Raw genomic sequence first — 20,318 nt, forward strand, 5'->3', positions numbered from 1 at the left:
GACATTGTCACGAACGCGTTTTATGTGCACCCTTTTCCCCTGCCGAGGCCGCTATCCGCCGGTATCGACGGACGCGCAGGAATAGGGTTTTATCGACGTACAACAACCGCCGCCGTTTGCGGTGTGACAGTACGGCGACGCCACACCCGCGCCTCGCACACCAGCACTGCGGTCATGGTGATCACCGCCAGCACCGGCGCTCAGGACAGGACAGTCGCCGGCGCGGAGTATCGACAGGAACTCACGGCCTCGAGCTCGATGGAAGTGGACTGCACCAGCCACGACATCTCTTGGGGCGTGAGCCGGTCGCACACCCAGTCCCAGTGCAGCGACACCCAGTCGCCGGGCTCGACCGGCCTGCTGAGCGCATGCCCGCCGCGCCGCAGCCGCGCCGTGTCGAGGGTGCGGGGCCCCAGGTGCAGCCGCCGTCCGTCCCATTCGAGGTGACGGCTGCGCACCACGGCGGTCTCGCCGTCAATCGACACCACCCGCCCCCACCGGATGCGACAACGGTCCAGTACGAGGAGCGGAGCGTCGGTCATCCCGCCGCGCAGCAGCCCCACCCACGGGTACACGCCGAAGACGTGGAAGCTGTGGTGGGGGGTCCCCCCGTTGCGCACGCCGTCCTCGAGTCGCTCGAACTCCTCGCGGCTGAGCCGGCGCCGGAACCGCTCCTCGAGCGATCGCGCGAAGGCCGCGCCCCCGCATCGGGCCAAGGCGGGGCCGCCCAGCCAGTACGTGGTCACCACCGCGGCGTCGAGCGGCGCGCGCCCCAGGCACTGGCCGATGTGCTCGAGGTAGGGCCACGCGCCCTCGAAGCCGCGCGCCACCTCCGCGAGCGCGCCGCCTGAGGCTCCTTCGCTCACCCGCTCGAGCAACTCCTGCGCCCGGTCGGGCCCGCAGTAGCCGCGCTCGTTGGGCGGGAACGCGTACCGGCCGAACAGGAGCGCGCCGTCCGCCTGGGCAGGCGCGGCATCCGGCCGATGCGCGGTCTGGGTCACGTCACGGCTCGCCTTCCGCGCGGGGACAGCTGGGGAGCGAGCCACACCAGCAGCCCGCCAGCGGCGATCATCGCGAGCCATGGCGCCTGAGCCGCGATCGGCACCGCGTCGAAGGCCCCGGCGAGCGCCGCCGTCACGAGCGCGCCCAGCACCAGGACCGCCGTGACGTCCACGGCCTGCGCCCTCGCGAGCGCCTGGTGCCACGTCAGCACGTAACCCGCGAGCAGCACTCCGGTGACCGCGACCCATCCCCACTGCGCGGCAGTCGCAGGGACCACGGCGCTCAGCGAGCCCGTCAGCGCGGACCATGCGAGCAACGCGACGGAGCCACCCGCCATGCGTGTCAGCGACAGCGTCCACGGCGTCGCGTCGCGCAGGAGCCGCTTGGTGATGGCCACCTCGGCCGCCCACATCAGCGTGGCGGCGGCGATCAGCGCCGTCCCCATGTCCGCCGCGATGCGCACGTCGCCGGAGAGGCCGAACTGAGCGAGCACCAGGAGCGCGATCGCCGCACCGTGCCACCACGTGAGCCTCTCCTTGAGCAGCACGACGGCCAGCACCGCGACCCACACGATCAGGGTCTTGTGCAGGAACGCCGCCTGGGTGGACGCGGTGCTCGCGAGCCCCTCAAAGAACAGCACGAACGGCACTGCCCCTCCGAGCACCGCGACCACGATCAGACCCCACCAGTGCCCGGGTCGCGACGGGCGGGTGAGGGAGACGGAGCCGGCGCCCTTGGCGCGGCGAGCCAACACGAAGACCAACGCGATCACGAGGGCCGACGCGGAGTTCTTGGCGGTGGTGTAGGCGGTCGCGTCTCCGTACGCGGCCACGCCATTGGTATTCACGTAGATCGCGACACCGGAAATGGTCGCGGTGACCGCTGCGAGCGCGAGGCCGCGCGTGCGGGTGGAAGTCATGACTCGGCCTCCTGCACGGGTGGCGCCTCCGGCCCGGGCTGGCCCTCCTGCGCGGGCCGGGCTTCCCCCGTGGTCTCGTCAGCGGCGCGGATCCGCAGCGCCTCCAGGGCCTGCTCCTCGGTGAGCCTCTCGAGAGCGAAGCCCGAGTTGATGACCACCCAGTCGCCTGGCTCGATGTCGTCGTCGGAGAGCGTCATCTCGAGCACCTCTTGGCGAGCGCCATCCACGTCGACGACGGCACGGCCGTCCCGGTGCACCTCGATGACCCTCGCGATGGTTCCTAAGCACATGTCGTGGCCTCGATTCCTTCTCGGGCGAGTTCGACCTCCACGGCGGCTGCCGCGGCGGTGATGCTCGCGCTGACTTGTGGGGACATGGGTCCGTAGGCGAAGGTGGCCGCCTCGACGCCGACGATCACGACTCGGGGAGGCAGCGTCCCCAACCTGCGCGAGAGCTCGACCGCGCCCGCGAGTCCGAACGCATGGGTGCCGCCGCGGCCACTGGCGGCGAACGCGTCGGTGGGCAGCGGCGGGTCGTCGGCTCCCGCCTCAATCACTTGCACGGTCCCCGGAGTGTGGGCCGAGACCACGGCGTCGATCACGATCGCCTCCCGGCAGCCGTCCCACAGCTGCACCAGCGCGGTGGGATCCTCGCGAGTCACCACGCGCACCTGGGCGCCGAGCCGCTCCGACACCAGCGTCGCGACGGCTCCGCCCACGGCATCGTCTCCCCGGTCGGGCGAGCCCAGGCCGACCACGACCAGCGGACCGACCACCACCACGCCCGGCGTGCTCATGACCGCGTCACCCGGAGGTCCAGAAAGTGCGTGGCGCATGAGATGCACGGGTCGTAGTTGCGGATGGCCGCCTCGCAGCGATGCGTGAGGGCGTGATCGTCGAGGTCCACCCACTGCTCGGCGGCGGTGCGCAGGTCCATCTCGATGCTGGACTGATTCTGAGACGTGGGCGGCACGATCTGCGCGTCCTCGATGACACCTGCCTCGTCGGTGCGGTAGCGGTGCCAGATGGTGCCGCGGGGAGCCTCGGAGGCGCCCACCCCCTCGCCCGCACGTGGCGCGACGGGCACGGATGGCGCGTACCCGTCGCGCCACTGGTCGATGATGCGCAGCGCCTCCTCGAAGGCGTAGGCCAGCTCGACACAGCGCACGATGATCGACTTGAACGGGTTCCTGCACGTCTCGGTGAGGCCCGCCGCGAGCGCGGCGTCTTGGCAGCGCGGGCTGAGCTGGTCGAAGTTGAGGGTGTAACGGGCGAGGGGTCCCACGAAGAACGGTTCGCCGTCGAACCTCGCGTGCAACGCGTTCGAGTGCGCGACGTGGAACTCCTCGACGTGCCGGGGCATCTCTGCGACCGGGAACCGCGCCCCCGTGGACGCCACCACCTCCGCGCCCCGCTCGAGCGGGTAGTAGTCGGGGTGGCGCAGCGACACGTAGGTGTAGTCCTGCTGCATGTCGGGGAAGTCGAACGTGGACACCAGCTCGACCGCGGCCAGCGCGTCCTCGAGTCCCCGCTCGAGGTCGGGCCGCAGCGATAGGAGGTCGGCGCGCGCCGGCATCCGGTAGAAGCCGCCCACCCGCACGTTCACCGGGTGGATCGCGCGCCCTCCCACCATGTCCATGAGGTCGTTGCCGCACTTCTTCAGGCGCAGCGCCATCTGCACCACGTCGCCGTGGGTCTCGGCCATCTCCAGCACTGAGTCGTAGCCCAGGAAGTCGGGCGCGTGAAGCATGAAGATGTGCAGCGCATGGGACTCGATCCACTCGCCGCAGTACAGCAGCCGGCGCATGGCCTGGATCTCGGGCGTGGTCTGGACGCCGCAGATCACCTCCATCGCCTCGGTGGACGCGCTCTGGTAGGCGACCGGGCAGATGCCGCAGATGCGCGCCGTGATGTCCGGTGGCTCCGTGAAGTGACGGCCGCGCAGGAACGCCTCGTAGAACCGCGGCGGCTCGAAGATGTTGAGCCGCACGTCGACGACCTTGCGGTCCTTGATCTCGATGTGCATGCCGCCTTCGCCCTCGACGCGCGCGAGCATGCCGACGTTGAGGACCTGGCCGCCGTCCTTGAGCGTGTGCGTCACCGTGCACCTCCCGCCTCGACCGCGTTGCCGGCCGCCTCGAACTCCGGTGCGCCCGCATTGAAGGTGCGGTAGACGCGGACGATGTCTGCGTCGGACATCCCCAGCTCGACAAGCTGCGTGGTCAGCGAGGACGTGTTCGGGGTGTCCTGCGGGCCGAAGCAGCCGTAGCAGCCGCGCCCGTACGAGGGGCACAGCGCACCGCAGCCGGCCTGCGTGACGGGACCCAGGCACGGCGTGCCGTTCGCGACGGGCACGCAGATGTTGCCCTTGCGCTTGCACTCGACGCACACCGAGTAGCTGGGGATGCGGGGCTTGCGGCCGTTGAGGAACGCCGCGAGCACCTCGATGAGTTGGCGCTTGTCCACGGGGCAGCCGCGCAGCTCGTAGTCGACATCGACGTGGCTCGCGATGGGCGTCGAGGTGTCGAGCGTGGACAGGTATTCGGGGTGCGCGTAGACGATCGAGCGGAACTCGTCCACGTCCGCCCAGTTGCGCAGCGCTTGGATGCCGCCGGCGGTGGCGCACGCGCCGATCGTGACGAGGGTGCCGGACTGCGCGCGGATCTCGTGGATGCGGCGCATGTCTTCGGGCGTGGTGATCGAGCCCTCCACGAGCGACAGGTCGTATGGCCCCTCGACCACGGCTCGGGTGGCCTCCGGGAAGTAGGCGATGTGCACCGCACCGGCGATCGAGAGCAGCTCGTCCTCGCAGTTGAGCAGGCTCAGTTGACAGCCGTCGCAGCTGGCGAACTTCCAGACGGCGAGCTTGGGGCGCGCGGCCGATGCGGGGGCTGGCTCAGTTCCGGCGGCCGGCTCGGGTGCGACAGCCGATGCGACGGTCGGCTCAGTTCCGGTGGCGGGCTCGGCCGATGCTGGCACTGGGTGCTCAGTCATGTCACAGCTCCCTCACGTCCATGAGCGGCTCGAGGCGCGCGTAGTCGAGCACGGGCCCGTCGACGCACACGAACAGCTCGCGCATCTGGCAGTGCCCGCAGAGTCCGATGCCGCACTTCATGGACCGCTCCATGGACAGCCGCACCTGAGCGGGGCTCACGCCGCGCCCCACGAGCGCGGTCGCTGCGGAGCGCATCATCGGCTCGGGCCCACACACGAACGCGTATGCGCGGCGGGGGTCGAAGCCGGCGCGACCAATCAGCTCGGTCACAAACCCCACGCGGCCGCGATATCCATGGGGGGCGTTGTCGACGGTCATCTGCACGTTGACGCCGTCGAGGTCCTGCCACCGGCGCATCTGGTCGCCGTAGAGGATGTCGTCGGGGGTGCGCGAGCCGTACAGCAGCAGCACCTTGCCGTAGCGGTCGCGCTCCGCGAGCACGCCCAGGATCGCGGGGCGCAGCGGTGCCAGCCCGATGCCGCCGGTGACGAAGACGACGTCGTGGCCGATCGCATCGGCGGCATCCCACGAGGTCCCGAAGGGGCCGCGCACGCCGATCTCCGTGCCGGGAGAAGCGTTCACGAGCGCGCGGGTGACCGCGCCCACGTTGCGGATGGTGTGCTCGAGCGGCGCGGGGTGGCGCGGGTCGCCCGAGATCGAGATGGGCACCTCCCCCACCCCGAACGCATGCAGCATCGTGAACTGGCCGGCGCGGAAGGTCATCTCATCGCCGCCGTCCACGGGCTCGAGCAGCAGCGTGAAGGTGTCGCGGGTGTCCTGGCGCACGCGGGTGATCGCGAAGCGGCGCGGGATCATCGGGTCGGCGCGACCCGTGCGAGCCACCGCATCGGCGATGGTGCCCATGCTGGTCATCGCTGCTCCTCCCCCTACACGCGGCGACTCGCCGCTGGCACAGCGCCCCCGGTGGGAGCGAGGCTGTCAGCGCGCATGCGGCCCAGGGCCGCCGCCTCCTCGGTGATGTCGATGCCCGCGGGGCACCAGGTGATGCAGCGGCCGCAGCCCACGCAGCCGAGCATGCCGAACTGGTCCTCCCATGAGGACAGCTTGTGGGTGATCCACTGGCGGTAGCGGGCCTTGACGGACTCGCGGGTGGGGCCGCCGTGGATGTAGGTGAAGTCCTCGGAGAAGCACGAGTCCCACACGCGGTGGCGCTCGGCCGCATCACCGGTGAGGTCGGAGACGTCCTCGACGGTGGTGCAGAAGCACGTGGGGCACACGAGGGTGCAGTTGGTGCAGGACAGACACCGCGAGGCCACGTCTTCCCAGCGCGAGGACTCCGCCGATGCACGCAGGTCGTCGTGGACGGTCGCGGTGTCGATGCTTCGCGTCTGCAGGGACGCGGCGTGGGCGGTCACCGCCAGCGCCTCGTGCTGGTCGTCGAAGTCCGCCGGGAAGGTCTCGATCGCCCGGGCGACGTCGCGTCCGGCGTCGGTGCCGATCTCGAGCACGAAGTGGTGCCGGTCCTGGTTGCTGGCGGCGACCTCGGTGAGCAGGAGGTCGTACGACGGCTCGCCGGTGCCGGGGTCGGCATCGGCCGGGCGGGGCCCGGTCCCCATCGAGGCGCAGAAGCACGTGGCGGCGGGAACTCCGCACGCGACGGCGACCACGAACGTGCCCTCGCGGCGGGCGACGTAGTGAGCGTCGATGTGGGTGCGGCCCGCGAGCACCGCGTCGTGAATCTGGACGGCGCGCAGGTCGCACGAGCGGACGCCCAGCAGCGCGGTGGGCTGGGCATCGAGGTGGTCGCGCTCGACGGTGAACCCGGGGTCGCTGTTCGCGCTGCCGTGGTTCGAGGTGCCGTGGTTCGAGGTGCCGTGGTTCGAGGTGGCAGCGCGATCGCGGCGGCCGCGCCACAGCACCTCTTCCGCCGGGAAGAACACGGGCTTGGACGACTGGGCGGGAGCGGCGAAGCCGAAGAAGGCGCCGTCCTCTCGCTGACGCACGCGATAGCGGGCCGGTTCCTGCTCGTCGCCAATGCCGCGCGGAAGGTCGAAGGCCGAGCGAATCTCGCCGGTGACGATCGCATCGTCCCGGAGAGTGGGACCCATCACCCGGTAGCCGCGAGACCGTAGCTCTGCGATGAGGGCGTCGAGTCCCGACACAGCGAGTATCCGGATGTCATCCATGACACGCCTCCACTTGCGACGCTAGTCCGCGGGCGCCAGCGCGCTAGGGACGTTGGTCCCGACGGCGCGGAACGGTCCGGGCGCACCCGACCTCGCACACCCACCTGGCTCTTTGCCAATCCATTGCATAGGTTGGGTACATGACTGATGTCGAGCAGGGCATAGACCACACGGACGTCGACTGGTTCAAATCGGCGGTGTTCTACGAGGTGCTCATCCGGTCCTTCCGCGACTCGTCGGGGGACGGGGTCGGCGACCTCAAGGGGCTCACGGAGAAGCTCGACTACCTCGAGTGGCTCGGGGTGGACTGCCTGTGGCTCCCCCCGTTCTTCCCCTCGCCCCTGAAGGACGGCGGCTACGACGTCGCGGACTACACCGCCGTCGCGGAGGACATCGGGACCATCGACGACTTCCAGGCCTTCCTGGACGAGGCGCACTCGCGCGGCATCCGCGTGATCATCGACGTGGTCATGAACCACACCTCGGACCAGCACCCCTGGTTCCAGGCCTCGCGCAGCGACCCGGACGGCCCGTACGGCGACTTCTACGTGTGGAACGACACCGACGAGCCGTACTCCGAGGCCCGCATCATCTTCGTCGACACCGAGAGCTCGAACTGGACGTGGGACCCGGTGCGCCAGCAGTACTTCTGGCACCGCTTCTACAGCCACCAGCCCGACCTCAACTTCGAGAACCCTGCGGTCCACGAGGCGATGCTCGACGTGCTGAAGTTCTGGCTCGAGCGCGGCGTCGACGGGTTCCGCCTGGACGCCGTCCCCTACCTCTACGAGGAGGAGGGCACCAACGGCGAGAACCTCGCCCGCACCCACGAGTTCCTCAAGACCGTGCGCAAGTACGTGGACACGAACTTCCCGGGCCGCGTGCTGCTGGCCGAGGCGAACCAGTGGCCGGCGGACGTGGTCGACTACTTCGGCGACCCGGAGGTCGGCGGCGACGAGTGCCACATGTGCTTCCACTTCCCCGTCATGCCGCGCATCTTCATGGGGGTCAGGCGTGAGTCGCGCTACCCCATCAGCGAGATTCTCGACCAGACGCCGGAGATCCCCGACCACTGCCAGTGGGGCATCTTCCTGCGCAACCACGACGAACTCACGCTCGAGATGGTGACCGACGAGGACCGCGACTACATGTGGAAGGAGTACGCCACCGATCCGCGGATGAAGGCCAACATCGGCATCCGGCGGCGGCTCGCTCCCCTGCTCGACAACGACACCAACCAGATGGAGCTGTTCTCCGCGCTGCTGCTCAGCCTGCCGGGCTCCCCGGTGCTGTACTACGGCGACGAGATCGGAATGGGAGACAACATCTGGCTGGGTGACCGCGACGGCGTCCGCACGCCGATGCAGTGGACGCCCGATCGTAACGCCGGCTTCTCGCAGGCGAACCCGGGCAAGCTGGCGCTGCCGCCGGTGATGGACCCGGTGTTCGGCTACCAGTCGGTCAACGTCGAGGCGCAGCAGGAGAGCACCTCCTCGCTGCTGCACTGGACGCGCCGGATGATCCACGTGCGCCGCCAGCACTCGGCCTTCGGTCGAGGAAGCTTCTATGACCTCGGCGGGTCCAACCCGTCGGTGCTGTCCTACTTGCGGGAGGACGGTGACGACGTCATGTTGTGCGTCAACAACCTCTCCCGCTTCCCGCAGCCGGTCGAGCTCGACCTGCATCAGTTCAGTGGTTCGCAGCCGGTGGAGATGCTCGGTGGCGTGGAGTTCCCCGCCATCGGCGACCTGCCCTACCTGCTGACCCTCGCCGGATACGGCTTCTACTGGTTCCGGATCAGCCGGCCCGCTCTCACGGAAGGAACACTGCCATGAGTCAGTGGATCGAACGCCCGGAACTCAGCGCCTACCTGGCGCGTCAGCGCTGGTTCGGACAGGGCCAAGAAGAGGTCGCGATCACCGAGGTGCGCGAGCTCGAGTGGCTGAGCGACCCTTCTGAGGGGCTCGGAGTCCGCTTCGAGCTCGTGACTGCCGGGTCCCTGTTCAACGTGCCGCTGTCCTACCGGCAGACGCCTCGCGAGGACCTGTCGTACGGATTCATCGGCGCTGGGACGCTCGACGGCGAGGTCTTCTATGTCTACGACGCCCTGCACGACCCGGAGGCCCGCGGCATCCTGCTGCAGGGCTTCGCCGAGGGCGCCGATACTCCTTCGGGCATCGAATACTCGCGCATCGACGGGTTCGCCCTCGAGTCCCACGAGGACAACGTGCTGCTGTCCGCGGAGCAGAGCAACACCTCCGTGATCGTGGGCGACAGCCTCATCAAGTTCTTCCGCAAGCTCGCGCCCGGCCGCAATCCCGACATTGAGATCCAGGCGGCACTCACCGAGCTGGGCTCGGAGGAGATCTCGCCTCTCGAAGGCTGGATCAGCGCGGGCGACATCGACCTCGCGATGATCGGCGTCTTCCAGCGCTCCGCGACCGACGGCTGGGACACGGCACGCACCAGCGTGCGCGCCCTTCAGGACGATGCGGTCCGGGCTCGTGAGGCCGGCGGCGACTTCGCGGGCGAGAGCGAGCGCTTGGGCGAGACCCTGGCGCTGGTGCACGAGCAGATGCGCCAGACGCTGCCCACCGGCAGCTGGGGCCCGTCCGAGGTCCACGCTCTTGTTGAGCGCCTGACCGCACGCCTGGACTCGGCCGTCTCGATGCAGCCGTCGGTGGCCGACTACGCCGACCGCGCCCGTGACGCCTATGCGTCCATCGACTCGGGTACCCCCGTGCCGGTGCAGCGCGTGCACGGCGACTTCCACTTGGGGCAGACGCTGCGCACCACCTCCGGGTGGAAGATCATCGACTTCGAGGGCGAGCCCGCTCAGCCGCTCCTCGAGCGCACCCGCCTGGATTCGGTCGCTCGCGATGTCGCAGGCCAACTCAGGTCGCTGGACTACGCGGCGCACTCCGTCGCGATCGTCTCGGGCATCGAGGACACCGAGCACATCAACGACTGGGTGAGCCGCAACCGCATCGCGTTCCTGCGCGGCTACGGGTATGAGCAGACGGAGACGGCCGTGGCGCTGCTCCACGCCTACGAGATCGACAAGGCCCTCTACGAGGTGGTCTACGAGTCGAACTACCGGCCGGACTGGGTGCAGATCCCGCTGGGCGCGCTCAATCGATTGCTTTGAGGCCGACTGCTGTGAGGATTGAAACCACGGTGCCGGGGCTCGCGCCCTAGGCGCTGAGGTCGAACACCACCAGGCGCTCGGCCCACTCGCCGATCACCCCCGCCACCGGAAGGTGTGTCGGGTGCGGTAGGTAGCCGTCGAGGCCGTCCGCCCTGTCGAAGGTCACGACCAGACCCCAGTCGTATCCGGCCTCGAGCCCTTCGGGGCTGACGCTCTCGCCGTGGACCACACTCACCACCCCGGGTATCTCGGCCGGGAAGCGCTCGATCATCTCCGGCAACTCGGCAAGTGCCTCGCTGGGGGTGTCGCTGCGCCACTGCGTCAGGACCACATGGACGATTCCGCCTGAGGGTGTCATGAATCGATCCTGGCACGCGAGGACTTCGGCTGCCGGGTGGCGGGCTACTGCACGCGATCGGCAGGACCCCTTACGTCCGCCCCGCCTCGGGCAGACCCCGGCCCACCACCGCTCCGGCCACGCCCAGCACGGCGAGCAGCACGAGCGCGAACTCGCCGCCCAGCATCGCCAGCGCTGCGGTGACCGCGCCCACGGCCAGCAGCAGCACTCCCATCATCGTGTTGGCCACCGCCACGTACTGGGTGCGCTGGTCGCCCTCGGCGATATCCACCACGTAGGTCTTGCGGGCCAGGCGCGCGCCCACGTGGACCAGCGCGAGCAGCAGATAGGTCGCGGCCGCGAGCCACGCGGTCTCGCCCAGGCCGGGCACGCGCAACAGCCCCAGATACGCCACGATGACGGCCGATGCCGCCAGCGAGGCCCCAATCATCAGCCGCCGCGACGATCGGTCCGCGAGCCGTCCGAACACGCGACCGCCCACGAGCCCAGCGATGCCCTGCGCGATCACGAACAGGCCCAAAGAACTCAGTCCCGCCCCCTGCTGAACGCCAAGCGTCACCACGAACGGCGGGCTGAGTGCGGACACGAGCAGCAGCGCACGCGCGATGACGAACTTCCGGAACACCGCGTCCCCGCGCCACAGCTCGACCGACTGACGCACCCAGCCCGGGCCGTCCTCATCAACCGGGGTCGCCTCCCCGGCGGGCTCGCGGATGGTCGCAAAGATGGCGGCCCCACCCGCCCACGCGAGCGCCGCACCGCCGAGCAGCGCCGCGATCACGCCCGTTCCCAGGCCATCGCCGCCCCAAGCGCGCAGCGCCAGGCCGAGCGTCAGTGCCACGGCGGCCGATGCGACCGTGGTCGCCCCCTTGATCTGGCCTCGCTGCCCCTTGGGCACGGTGCGGCCCAGCACGTCCTTGCTCGCGATCGAGCTGAGCGACCGGGCCAGCGCGAACACCGCGAGCGCGGCCAGCACACCAATTCCGGCGACGGTGCCCGATGCGGTCGCCGCCACGAGCGCAAGCCCCGCGGTCGCGATGGCCTGGCCGGTCGCGCCCGCGACCCACACCCACTTGCGCACGCGCCGGCTGCGGACCCTGGGAGCCCAGGCGGCCTGCGGAAGCATCGAGCCGGACTCGCGAATGGGCACCAGGAAGGCGACGAAGGCGCTGGGTGCGCCGAGCGCGCTCACCAGCCACGGCAGGACCGTCTTGGCGTTGACCACCTGGTCGCCCACGGACTGCAGGGCCTGGGCGGCCATCTGCCGGACCCCGTTGGCCGCGATATGGGGACGGGCCTCCGGGCTCAGGCTTTCGGCGTCGGCATCGTCGTCGCTCACAAGTTTGCGAAAGATCCGTTGCGACGCCACGCATCCATTATGTCGGCGGCGTGCCGGTGCTCAGGTCAGCCCGGGCAGGCACGCGGGTGGCGGCAGGCTGCCGCGTTGCCCAGGACACGCGAACCAGGCCGCGGGCCGCACACCTTGCTAGCGTGGCGCTTACAGAACAAGCGTTCCCGCGGGCAACCGACAAACACGAGGCCGGCATGAGTCGAGCACGCACCGCTAGAGCCGCTGCCAAAGCAGTCGCGATCGCAGGGCTGACGGTCGTCGGCACTCTCCTGCTGCAGGGTGGGACCGATGGCCGCTCCGGCACGCCGTCCATGGGGGTCACGACGATCGTCACCGTGATCTGCGCACCGGTGTTCGCTATCGCAGCATTCGTCCGGATGGCGAGTCGCAGCGCCAAGGACGTCGAGGAAGCACAGCGCCGCCCCTACTGGCAGCGCGTGGCCTCACTGACGGCCATCTGGGGAGTGCTGGCGCTGATCGTCGGGCTTCCTGTGGGAATCTGGGCCGTACTGGCGTCAACCTCGCTCGACCTTGACCTCATCGGTTCACTGGCCATGCCATTCCTGGTGGTAGGTCCGATGCTCGTTTTCGGCAGCGCGTCCAGTGCGGTCGTCGAGTGGTTCGCGCAACAGCGGCGCTCCCTGTAGGGGACGGTGCGGCGTCAGTCGGCGTCGCCGAGGTCGATCGCGACCGGCAAGCCCACCATCAGACTCTGCCCGCGGTGTCGCCAGCCGGGGCGAGAGCCCGCCGGTCCCGCTCGCTCGAGGACGCTCGCGTGACCGGCCGGACCGCATCGCTCGATGTGCTCTCCCGACCGACGCCGGCCGGATTGGAGCCCGGACAGCGCTCTCTCGACCACGGACGGCCCGCCCCGGTCGAGCGCTGGATGCTTCGCCACATCGACGCGTGCCGGCGCCACCACACACGGCTCCCGAGCCGCCATCAAGCATAGGCCGTCCTCCGCACTGGGATTGGGCGTCGGTTCGGGACTGGACGTCAGTTCGGGACTAGCCATCGGTTCGAGACTGGGCGTCGGGTCAGGACTCGCCGCCGGTTCGGGTTCAAGCGGATACGCGTCGAAGAGCCTCCGCCCTCCCGGGCGCCGTCTTCGGGCAGGATCCACAATGGCCGGAGGCGTGAACCACACCTCTTCCGCGGTGGCATGAATCTGCCAATTGTCATTGTGAATGTCGTGATGACATCGCACGCACAACATCACGCCGTTGGCCAGGTCCGTGGGGCCGCCGTGAGCCCAATGACGAATATGGTGCGCGTCGCACCACGAGGGCGGAGCGCCACACATCGCGCACCCGCCATCCCTCTCGACGAGCGACAGCTTCTGCGCAAACGTGAAGTGCTGCCGGCGGTGCCCGTAGTCCAGCACCACCGACGGCCCTCCCATCACGGCGGGAATCACACCTGCCGCCGCGGCCGCACGCCGCAGCGCGCCCGCATCCATGGTGGTCGAGAGCCCGTCGACGGATCCGCCACCAAGACCCTCGCGCAGCTCCTCGAGAGTGCTCCGCACCACCAAAGTCACGCCCGAGCGCGGAAGAACCTCAACCTCGCACCCGGCGAGGTGGCGCGCGAAGTCGCCGATCGCATCGGCCCTCACCTGCTCAGGAGTGCGCTCGTCGATCACGACAGCCTTGCCCGCCTTAGCCGCGTCCTTCATACGCTTGCGCAGCCGGAAGTTCTGGTTCACCATCGCCTGCATCACCGCGACGAGCGGCGCGCCATTCTCGGGGTCGAGCTGGCCCCTGACCGTGATCATGCCGTCGGGCGTCTCCCCAATATGCAGGTAGCGCCGCTCGCGCCGGTCCCGCGCGAGTTCCTCGAGGTGTTCCCGATCCAGGCGCTCCTCGGTGCGAGTGATGAGCTTCGCCAACCGGTCGAGCCGCATGTACTGCGCGGACTCCACCAGGTCCTTCTCGGCGGCCGACACCGCCTGCTCGGCGGAGCTCTTCGCGACGCGCCGCAGCATCCGCAAGATCATCGTGGAGGCCTCGACGCCCAGCTCTCCGGCGTTGACGGCCTTGGCCACGAGCGGGAACACGGGGGCGGGCTCCGGCTGCTCCTGGCGCTGATCCGGGCCCGGCGCCGGTGGCGCGGCTTCCCCGCTGACCTCAGGTTCGGCCTCCGCCCGCTCCACATCCCGCAGCGCCTCGCCGAGTTCGATGAGGCGGCCCGCCTCGGCATTGGAGCCGCCGGTCTGAGAGGAGACCAGCCCGCGCTCGTCACCGGTGCCGCGACGGCGCGCCAACCCCAACTTCTTCGCCGTGGCGCGGGAGCGCGCGGCCTGCTCGGCGGCCACCACGGCCATCATCCGGTCCGCGTCCTTGCGCACCGCGCCCAAAGCGGCGCCGAGAGCCACAAGATCGTCCTCCGCCATCGCGCTCACACCGGCGTGCGTGAGTTCGCGCCGGTCCACGAGGGCGGCGCGCACGCGCTCGTCCCACGTCGCGGCACCTTCGGAACCCCGCGTGCCCTCGGAAACCCGCGCAGCATCGCCCCCCACGGGGGTGAGCAGTTCGGGTGCCTCGGTCATGCATCCATCCCATCACCCGGGTCTGACATCGGTGATCGGCAAGCGTTCCCGACACCCCGACGCCTCCTACGCGACCGGCCGATGCGCGGGCCGGCTCGCCCTATAAGCGCACCAGCACTGGACTACTTCTCGGGCGCGGATTCAGCCACCCGCGAGGGCGGCACCACCACCCGGTACCAGGCCGCCAGCCGGGCGTAGTCGTCGCCCCGGCCCAGCACCGATGCGCGGTCATAGGCGGCAGCCGTCCATCCCCTGCGGTAGTGGCCGAGCGCGAGCACGTTGATGACGGCCCGCCACACATCGCCCCGGTTGCCCAGGCCCACCCGGTAGAGCTCGCGCCCGGGCACGGGCAACGCCGGAGGACGGTGACGCCGCCGCAGCACGTCGTAGAGGATCGCCAGCGGAAAGCCCACCACGAGCACCACCAGGGGCAGCACATTGTTGAGCGTCAGCACATTGACCACGGGCGCGAAGCCACCGCGCATGTTGAGCGCGGAATGGTCGAGCGTGACGAGCACCAACGGCGCGACCGCACAACACAGCGCGAGAATGCGACGACGGCGGTAGATCGACGCCAGAGCCAGGCCCAGGCCGGCGATAGCAGTCCAGCCCGCGTGCACAATCAACAGGTCCCCAAAGCCGGCATAGAACGTCGGGAAAACGGCTCCCCAAGGCTCGGTAAATGCACCGAACACTGCCCCATCCGACGATGCCATCGAGCGGTTCCACAGCAGATCCTCGTAGACCGCAAAGCCGCCGCCTACGGCAAAGCCCAGCATCATCAGTTCGCTCACCCCGTGCGACTGACCGGAGCGGCGCGAATAGAGCCACAGAAAGAGCACCAGCGGAATGGCCTTCGCCAACTCTTCGACGAGCGGCACCCACACCGCGACCGTCAGGTCGTTCCCGCCGAACAGGTTCAACAGGGGCCTGGTGAACAGCCACGAGACCGTCGTGGCCAAGAAGAAGCCAGAGAAGAACATCGCGACCGTCTGCCGTATCCCCACGGTGCGCACCACGACCGTGGCCACGAGCATCCAGATCAGCACGTACCCATGGGCCAGGAGGTTCGCCATCACGAGTCCGCCTGCTCCCTGCGACCACTCGGGGATCACGATGGTGAGGAACGAGATGCAGGCAACGAGAAAGCCGAGAAAGGCGAGCGCCTCGATCGGCTGAGACTTGACCCAGTGCCACAGGACGTGACGCCTCTTCGAGGGCGCCGGCGTTGGTGAACTCATGGCTCAGTCGCGCCTACGCCCGCGGGGTCCGTAATTGCGCTCCTGCTCCAGCGCCTCCCATACGGCTTTGCCGCTCTCGGAGCTGCCGCCCATGCCACGTCCCTGGTTCTCGTTGATGATGGTGATCCCCTCGGCCATGGTCTGACTTCCGCTCGCCACCGTTCCGAGGGCACCCACAGTTCCCGCAGCCGCCGGCAGCGCCTTGCCCGCGATATCGAGCGCGACCTCGGTCGCCACGTCCTGCCCCACGGTCTTGATGACGTCAACGGCGACATCGTGAGACCCGTCGTCCTTGCCGCTGTCAAAGAATCGGTCCCACAACGACGGCTTGTCGTCCGATGCGGGGTCATCGCTGGGGCCAGCGTCGCCGGGACTGTCGTTGCCGGGTCGGTCGCTCTCACCAGGAGGCGGGCCCGTCGTCGGCGAACCGACATCGCCTGCGAGCGTGGGCACAATCGGCGGGGACGATGGCGCGCACGCCGTGCACGCATCCACGAGGACCTCAAGCAGCATCGGTGTGCTCCTCACCTTCATCAGGGCGTCAAGCCCTCAGGCGCGCGCGGGACCCGATTGGCCCAGGCCTTCGCACCTACATCACGGATCGACCATAGCGAGATCGGCTGAGAGGTAAATAGGCAGGTATTCACTAGTGCGTGATGCCGCTCGGATTCTCCGCACCGCGTAGTGCCCGCCAGCAGCGGCCCTCGCACGGTTCACATGCGCCATACGGCCGATGCGCGGGCCGGCTCGCCTTTCCAGTCCCGGAGGGCGGGGCTACTACAACTCGGCCGGCTGGTCGTCCCCGTCGCGCTTGCCGCGCTTGAGCACACCAGCGACCGCGCCCACAGCGCTCGCGCCGGCTCCCCGGACTGCCTTCGCGGCACCGACCGCAGCACCGCCCACGGAAGCACCAGCGGACTTGACCGTAGTGAGCGCCTGTGGCTCGCGGCGCTCCCCATCGACATCCGTGCCACGGAACGCCGCCGTGCCGTCGACCACGCGCGTCCACACGCTCTCGCCAAAGTCCTTCGCGGATCCCGACGCCGAGCGCATGGCGACTGCGGCGCGCGAGCCAGCAAGCGCATCGGCCGTATCGCCGTCCCGAGGCTCGAGCCACGCGGGCCAGGTCTCCGCGGGCGCGGAGAAGCCCTCGCGGCACGCCTTCACCACGCTCGACCCGAAGTAGTAGCTGGTCACTCCCCCGGCGACCGCGCCGATCACCGGGATCGCCTTGGTGCCGATCTTCACGCTGCCGAACAGCGCCGCCTGCGTGCCCATCTGCTTGGCGAGGGCGATGGTGACGGGGACCAGCGCCGAGTCGGGCAGCTGCGTCGCCAGGAGGTCGCCCCACTTGGGGTTGACCTTCGACACGGTGGCGCCGGCCGTCCGCCGCGCGGTGCCCACCGTCGCGCCCGCGGGCAGCGCGCTCAGCACGACCTCGGTGATGCGGCTCTTGCGCTTCTCTCCCAGGAGCGCGCCGAGCACCACGGCCTTCGCACGCTCGGGGTCGTCGATCGAGATGCCGCGCAGCTCCGCCATCGACAGAGCAAAAAGAGCCGTGGTCTCGTAGAAGAACAGCAGGTCCGCGACGCCCAGGCCGATCGCGACCGGCACGCCCACCACGGGGATGCCGGCCGTGGCGCCCGCTGCGGCGCTCGCCGACGTGGTGGTCGCGACGTACTGCGACTCGATGATCTTCATGACCTCGGCGGGAGTCGCATCCGGCTTACGGCGCCGAATCTCCTTGATGTATGCCGTCGCCGCGGGCCGCTGCACCGCGATCGCCTTGAACACGCGCTCCTGGAAGTCGTCTGGGAGGGCGATGGCGCTCGATGAGGACTTTGGGCTGCTAGCGACGTTGCTCTGCGACTCGTTCATGGGGCTCCCTGGTGCGGCTTGGGTACTAGGCCCAGTATGCGGCTCAGCGGCAATACGGCCGATGCGCGGGCTTAGTTCAGTTCACCGAACGGGTAGCGCACGGTTGCGAAGGGCCACGCCGTCGCTAGCCATTCCGGGACGAACTCGCGGACTGCTTCGGCGAGGCCTATGGGCGTGTTTGGCACGACCCACCACGAGACGTCGGCGGCGGGCTGCTCGACGCCCGAGCCGGGTTCAAGCCCGGCGGGGTCGATGTAGATGCAGCCGAACAGGCGGCTCTCGTCACTGGGCAGGATCGCGTAGTTGAACGAGAGATTCTCGGCCATGTCCTCGGCGTGGAGCACCAGGTCCTCGCGGTCCTCCTCGGCCGTCATGGTGGCGGGCGGCCAGCCCCAGGCGTCGCCGTACTTTTCCCAGAGCATCGCCTGGTTGCCCATCACGGCGGGCATGTCGATGTCGACGTCGTCGGGGCTGATGGGGCGGATGTGGGCTTCGTTGGTGATGTCGACGCGAAGCGGATGCTCGAAGTTGTTGGGGAGCCAACGTGAAGTCATGGGGACCGCGCCCTCGTTCTCACTCATACAGCGACCCTATGCGAGCCAGAGCCACAGTTTTCGCTCCGGCCGCTCTCCCGACACATCGCCAACCGGCGCGAGCTCGCGGCGCACCAACCTCAACCACTTTAGCCAATCGGCATCCTGTTCGAACTCGTCGGTCAATGCCGAAGCCTCCGCCAACGCATCCTGTGACTCATCGAGCACGCCACACGCAGCAAGCACTCGCGCGAGCGTCAGGAGCATCACCAGTAGGCCCTCGACCAAGTCAGGAACTTGAGCCTGCGCTTGCGGGAGCGGGGATTCGCGCGCCAGGCCAACGAGCTCGCTCTGCAACGCAGCCGCCTCACGAGCGTTGTCGAGCGCCTGGGGCAGTTCGTCCAAGTACGTCATTGCCTCAAAAGTGCGCAGCTGCGCAGCGTTGTGAAGAATCAGCGCGAGGTCACGCAGTACGCGCGCATCGACCTCTTCGGCTCCGGCTGCCGATTGAAGAACACGAGTCGCCTCGTCAAATATCCGCGGGGCATCGCGATCAGGCCAGGTCCGGATCGCCTCGGCGTTGAGGTGCCGTGCAAATCCCAGCGCGTGAGCACCCGGGTCCTCAAGGTAGGCAACACGGTACCCCTGGGTCCGCGCCCGCGCGTAAACCTTGTCAACCGCCATGAGGAGCACGCTATTTGCAGACACCGACATCGCACGCGGGCTGGCCTACAACGAGATCGACACCCAACGCACCTTGGTCCCGCGGCCTCATCGCGATACCGTCGGGACCAACTGAGGGAGTTGATCTGGCAATGGTGCCCGAAATCTTGAGTGAAGAGTCGTTCGACGATGCTCTGCAATTACTCCGCAGATACTTCGGACTGGCAGACGGGTCGGTACGCCACGAAGGAGCGTCCTTCGAGACCATTGCGTCGCGGCCCGACGACCTCGAGGGCGTCAACCAGATCACGCCAGGCGACCTCGTCGCACTCGCGACGCTGTCCGTGGAAGTCAAGGGAGCGGCGGCGATCGCTCTGCTCGAGTCGGACCTCCGCCTTCAAGTGGCTGAGCTCTTGGCAAAGATCCCGCCAACTCTGGCGCTCGCCGACCCCGACGCCGCACCGATGCCGGACGAGTCGAGTACTGCTTCTGAGCTGTGGCGCGTGATCCGCACGGTGCCCGGGTTCGGTCCCACTCGCACGAGCAAACTTCTCGCGCGAAAACGCCCGCTTCTTATCCCGATATACGACTCGGTCATCGCCGCCGAACTCGGGCTCAGTAGTTCCCTGAACCACTGGCATACGATGCGCGATCTAGTCACGCGCGAGGATGGTGCTTTCTACCGCCGCGCCGCGCGGCTCCGAGAAGAGGCGGGCTTGAGTCCGAGCATTTCGCCGCTGCGGGTCATCGACATCATCCTCTGGCGACACGGCAAAGATGCAGGACGTGTTGTCGAAGAGGACTCATGAATACCAATGGCGGAGTAGAGCCTGCGCCTCAGTACGCCAATGCCACCCGTTGTCCGCGTCGGCAATACGTTGTGTAGCAGTCGGGGCAAGGCATTGGTGTCCATATGAACTCGAGCCGCTCGCACCAGGCCTTGTAGACGAACAATCGGTCCGCAACTCAATGGCCTATAGCCACGGGGATGCCCACCACCGGAATCGTGGCCGTGGCACCCGCCGCCGCACTCGCCGACGTGGTGGTCGCGATGTATTGCTGCTCGATGATCTTCATGACCTCGGCCGGAGTCGCGTCCGGCTTACGCCGCCGAATCTCCCTGATGTAGGCCGTCGCCGCGGGACGCTGCACCGCGATCGCCTTGAACACACGCTCCTTGAAGTCGTCGGGGAGGCTGATCGCCGACGAGGGCTTGGTCAATGCTTCGCTCATGTGGAACGCGGTAGCTGGCAGGTGTGACGGCGGTGGGGCTCGAAGCCCGGCCGATGCGCGGGTTGGCTTCAGCGGTGGGCGCCATGGCAGGGAACAGCGGTCCTGCCGCGTACCCCATCGCACATGGGCCGGGGAACCCCTGCCGCTGGTCAGCACGGAGCGTGAGGTCGGGTGCAGCTCCACCGCGCCAGCACCTTCCCGGCGGGCGGGGTGGCGCAACGCCCTCGCTTCCCCCTACGACTGAAGTCATGCGCCGAACCGTCCGATATGCAGTGCGAAGCCACACCACCTCGTCAGATCAGT

At 68.8% G+C, this 20,318-nt stretch carries 21 protein-coding genes; 4 read left to right on the forward strand and 17 right to left on the reverse strand.

All coding sequences use genetic code 11. The features are described from left to right. Window positions 1-200 precede the first annotated feature (200 nt). Genes ACNI14_RS03480 through ACNI14_RS03515 form a run of 8 tightly spaced genes read right to left on the reverse strand, consistent with a single transcriptional unit; the run spans window position 201 to window position 7,062 of the window. Complete coding sequence (locus ACNI14_RS03480) at window positions 201-1,001, reverse strand: DUF6390 family protein (RefSeq protein ID WP_420518575.1); 801 nt, start codon at window positions 999-1,001, stop codon at window positions 201-203. Next, entirely contained in the window at window positions 998-1,921 is a 924-nt protein-coding gene (locus tag ACNI14_RS03485) for an EamA family transporter (RefSeq protein ID WP_420518576.1), read from the reverse strand. The genes ACNI14_RS03480 and ACNI14_RS03485 overlap by 4 nt, the downstream gene beginning before the upstream one ends. Continuing rightward, on the reverse strand, window positions 1,918-2,211 hold the full coding sequence (locus tag ACNI14_RS03490) for a HypC/HybG/HupF family hydrogenase formation chaperone (protein ID WP_420518577.1): 294 nt from the start codon (window positions 2,209-2,211) through the stop codon (window positions 1,918-1,920). Before ACNI14_RS03490 ends, ACNI14_RS03485 begins: the two co-directional genes overlap by 4 nt. Then, entirely contained in the window at window positions 2,202-2,717 is a 516-nt protein-coding gene (locus ACNI14_RS03495) for a hydrogenase maturation protease (RefSeq protein WP_420518578.1), read from the reverse strand. Before ACNI14_RS03495 ends, ACNI14_RS03490 begins: the two co-directional genes overlap by 10 nt. Continuing rightward, on the reverse strand, window positions 2,714-4,021 hold the full coding sequence (locus tag ACNI14_RS03500) for a Ni/Fe hydrogenase subunit alpha (protein WP_420518579.1): 1,308 nt from the start codon (window positions 4,019-4,021) through the stop codon (window positions 2,714-2,716). Before ACNI14_RS03500 ends, ACNI14_RS03495 begins: the two co-directional genes overlap by 4 nt. Next, entirely contained in the window at window positions 4,018-4,914 is an 897-nt protein-coding gene (locus ACNI14_RS03505) for an NADH-quinone oxidoreductase subunit B family protein (RefSeq protein WP_420518580.1), read from the reverse strand. The genes ACNI14_RS03500 and ACNI14_RS03505 overlap by 4 nt, the downstream gene beginning before the upstream one ends. Before the next feature lies 1 nt (window position 4,915). Beyond that, entirely contained in the window at window positions 4,916-5,788 is an 873-nt protein-coding gene (locus tag ACNI14_RS03510; RefSeq protein ID WP_420518581.1) for an FAD/NAD(P)-binding protein, read from the reverse strand. Between the two features lie 14 nt (window positions 5,789-5,802). Further along, window positions 5,803-7,062, reverse strand: a complete 1,260-nt coding sequence (locus ACNI14_RS03515; protein WP_420518582.1) for a 4Fe-4S dicluster domain-containing protein — start codon at window positions 7,060-7,062, stop codon at window positions 5,803-5,805. Between the two features lie 140 nt (window positions 7,063-7,202). Here ACNI14_RS03515 and treS point away from each other — a divergent pair, with 140 nt between their 5' ends. Further along, on the forward strand, window positions 7,203-8,897 hold the full coding sequence (gene treS, locus ACNI14_RS03520; protein ID WP_420518583.1) for a maltose alpha-D-glucosyltransferase: 1,695 nt from the start codon (window positions 7,203-7,205) through the stop codon (window positions 8,895-8,897). Beyond that, window positions 8,894-10,210, forward strand: coding sequence for a maltokinase N-terminal cap-like domain-containing protein (locus ACNI14_RS03525; RefSeq protein WP_420518584.1), 1,317 nt, complete (start codon window positions 8,894-8,896; stop codon window positions 10,208-10,210). Before treS ends, ACNI14_RS03525 begins: the two co-directional genes overlap by 4 nt. Window positions 10,211-10,256: 46 nt before the next feature. On the opposite strand, the gene ACNI14_RS03530 is transcribed toward ACNI14_RS03525, so the two are convergent. Both ACNI14_RS03530 and ACNI14_RS03535 read right to left on the reverse strand, forming a co-directional pair. Next, window positions 10,257-10,568 (reverse strand): Dabb family protein, encoded by a 312-nt coding sequence (locus tag ACNI14_RS03530; protein ID WP_420518585.1) that lies wholly within the window; start codon window positions 10,566-10,568, stop codon window positions 10,257-10,259. 70 nt (window positions 10,569-10,638) lie between these two features. Beyond that, complete coding sequence (locus ACNI14_RS03535; protein WP_420518586.1) at window positions 10,639-11,907, reverse strand: MFS transporter; 1,269 nt, start codon at window positions 11,905-11,907, stop codon at window positions 10,639-10,641. Between the two features lie 152 nt (window positions 11,908-12,059). Between ACNI14_RS03535 and ACNI14_RS03540 the strand changes: the two genes are divergently transcribed. Further along, on the forward strand, window positions 12,060-12,566 hold the full coding sequence (locus ACNI14_RS03540) for a hypothetical protein (RefSeq protein WP_420518587.1): 507 nt from the start codon (window positions 12,060-12,062) through the stop codon (window positions 12,564-12,566). A gap of 14 nt (window positions 12,567-12,580) precedes the next feature. Here the strand turns inward: ACNI14_RS03540 and ACNI14_RS03545 are convergent, their stop codons facing one another. The 6 genes from ACNI14_RS03545 to ACNI14_RS03570 all read right to left on the reverse strand — a co-directional run bounded on the left by ACNI14_RS03545 (window position 12,581) and on the right by ACNI14_RS03570 (window position 18,803). Then, complete coding sequence (locus ACNI14_RS03545) at window positions 12,581-14,467, reverse strand: HNH endonuclease signature motif containing protein (RefSeq protein WP_420518588.1); 1,887 nt, start codon at window positions 14,465-14,467, stop codon at window positions 12,581-12,583. Window positions 14,468-14,589: 122 nt separating this feature from the next. Further along, window positions 14,590-15,708, reverse strand: a complete 1,119-nt coding sequence (locus tag ACNI14_RS03550; RefSeq protein WP_420518589.1) for a PrsW family glutamic-type intramembrane protease — start codon at window positions 15,706-15,708, stop codon at window positions 14,590-14,592. Window positions 15,709-15,711: 3 nt separating this feature from the next. Continuing rightward, complete coding sequence (locus ACNI14_RS03555) at window positions 15,712-16,221, reverse strand: hypothetical protein (RefSeq protein ID WP_420518590.1); 510 nt, start codon at window positions 16,219-16,221, stop codon at window positions 15,712-15,714. Between the two features lie 264 nt (window positions 16,222-16,485). Further along, window positions 16,486-17,586, reverse strand: a complete 1,101-nt coding sequence (locus ACNI14_RS03560) for a hypothetical protein (protein ID WP_420518591.1) — start codon at window positions 17,584-17,586, stop codon at window positions 16,486-16,488. A 71-nt stretch (window positions 17,587-17,657) separates the two neighbouring features. Beyond that, complete coding sequence (locus ACNI14_RS03565) at window positions 17,658-18,167, reverse strand: hypothetical protein (RefSeq protein WP_420518592.1); 510 nt, start codon at window positions 18,165-18,167, stop codon at window positions 17,658-17,660. A 9-nt stretch (window positions 18,168-18,176) separates the two neighbouring features. After that, entirely contained in the window at window positions 18,177-18,803 is a 627-nt protein-coding gene (locus ACNI14_RS03570; RefSeq protein WP_420518593.1) for a hypothetical protein, read from the reverse strand. 131 nt (window positions 18,804-18,934) lie between these two features. Between ACNI14_RS03570 and ACNI14_RS03575 the strand changes: the two genes are divergently transcribed. Next, window positions 18,935-19,591, forward strand: coding sequence for a DUF6308 family protein (locus ACNI14_RS03575; protein WP_420518594.1), 657 nt, complete (start codon window positions 18,935-18,937; stop codon window positions 19,589-19,591). Between the two features lie 157 nt (window positions 19,592-19,748). On the opposite strand, the gene ACNI14_RS03580 is transcribed toward ACNI14_RS03575, so the two are convergent. Further along, entirely contained in the window at window positions 19,749-20,015 is a 267-nt protein-coding gene (locus tag ACNI14_RS03580) for a hypothetical protein (RefSeq protein WP_420518595.1), read from the reverse strand. Between the last annotated feature and the right edge of the window lie 303 nt (window positions 20,016-20,318).

Source organism: Demequina pilifera (assembly GCF_048814985.1).
In the GTDB taxonomy this organism is placed as follows: Bacteria; Actinomycetota; Actinomycetes; order Actinomycetales; family Demequinaceae; genus Demequina.

What these genes read in the sequence shown, in the direction of transcription:
- ACNI14_RS03495 (WP_420518578.1), bottom strand. Translation starts at nt 2,717, where the DNA reads ATGAGCACGCCGGGCGTGGTGGTGGTCGGTCCGCTGGTCGTGGTCGGC.
- ACNI14_RS03580 (WP_420518595.1), bottom strand. Translation starts at nt 20,015, where the DNA reads ATGAGCGAAGCATTGACCAAGCCCTCGTCGGCGATCAGCCTCCCCGAC.
- ACNI14_RS03525 (WP_420518584.1), top strand. Translation starts at nt 8,894, where the DNA reads ATGAGTCAGTGGATCGAACGCCCGGAACTCAGCGCCTACCTGGCGCGT.
- ACNI14_RS03515 (WP_420518582.1), bottom strand. Translation starts at nt 7,062, where the DNA reads ATGGATGACATCCGGATACTCGCTGTGTCGGGACTCGACGCCCTCATC.
- ACNI14_RS03545 (WP_420518588.1), bottom strand. Translation starts at nt 14,467, where the DNA reads ATGACCGAGGCACCCGAACTGCTCACCCCCGTGGGGGGCGATGCTGCG.
- ACNI14_RS03555 (WP_420518590.1), bottom strand. Translation starts at nt 16,221, where the DNA reads ATGCTGCTTGAGGTCCTCGTGGATGCGTGCACGGCGTGCGCGCCATCG.
- ACNI14_RS03490 (WP_420518577.1), bottom strand. Translation starts at nt 2,211, where the DNA reads ATGTGCTTAGGAACCATCGCGAGGGTCATCGAGGTGCACCGGGACGGC.
- ACNI14_RS03485 (WP_420518576.1), bottom strand. Translation starts at nt 1,921, where the DNA reads ATGACTTCCACCCGCACGCGCGGCCTCGCGCTCGCAGCGGTCACCGCG.
- ACNI14_RS03505 (WP_420518580.1), bottom strand. Translation starts at nt 4,914, where the DNA reads ATGACTGAGCACCCAGTGCCAGCATCGGCCGAGCCCGCCACCGGAACT.
- ACNI14_RS03565 (WP_420518592.1), bottom strand. Translation starts at nt 18,167, where the DNA reads ATGAGTGAGAACGAGGGCGCGGTCCCCATGACTTCACGTTGGCTCCCC.
- ACNI14_RS03570 (WP_420518593.1), bottom strand. Translation starts at nt 18,803, where the DNA reads ATGGCGGTTGACAAGGTTTACGCGCGGGCGCGGACCCAGGGGTACCGT.
- ACNI14_RS03560 (WP_420518591.1), bottom strand. Translation starts at nt 17,586, where the DNA reads ATGAACGAGTCGCAGAGCAACGTCGCTAGCAGCCCAAAGTCCTCATCG.
- ACNI14_RS03550 (WP_420518589.1), bottom strand. Translation starts at nt 15,708, where the DNA reads ATGAGTTCACCAACGCCGGCGCCCTCGAAGAGGCGTCACGTCCTGTGG.
- ACNI14_RS03530 (WP_420518585.1), bottom strand. Translation starts at nt 10,568, where the DNA reads ATGACACCCTCAGGCGGAATCGTCCATGTGGTCCTGACGCAGTGGCGC.
- ACNI14_RS03510 (WP_420518581.1), bottom strand. Translation starts at nt 5,788, where the DNA reads ATGACCAGCATGGGCACCATCGCCGATGCGGTGGCTCGCACGGGTCGC.
- ACNI14_RS03575 (WP_420518594.1), top strand. Translation starts at nt 18,935, where the DNA reads ATGGTGCCCGAAATCTTGAGTGAAGAGTCGTTCGACGATGCTCTGCAA.
- treS (WP_420518583.1), top strand. Translation starts at nt 7,203, where the DNA reads ATGACTGATGTCGAGCAGGGCATAGACCACACGGACGTCGACTGGTTC.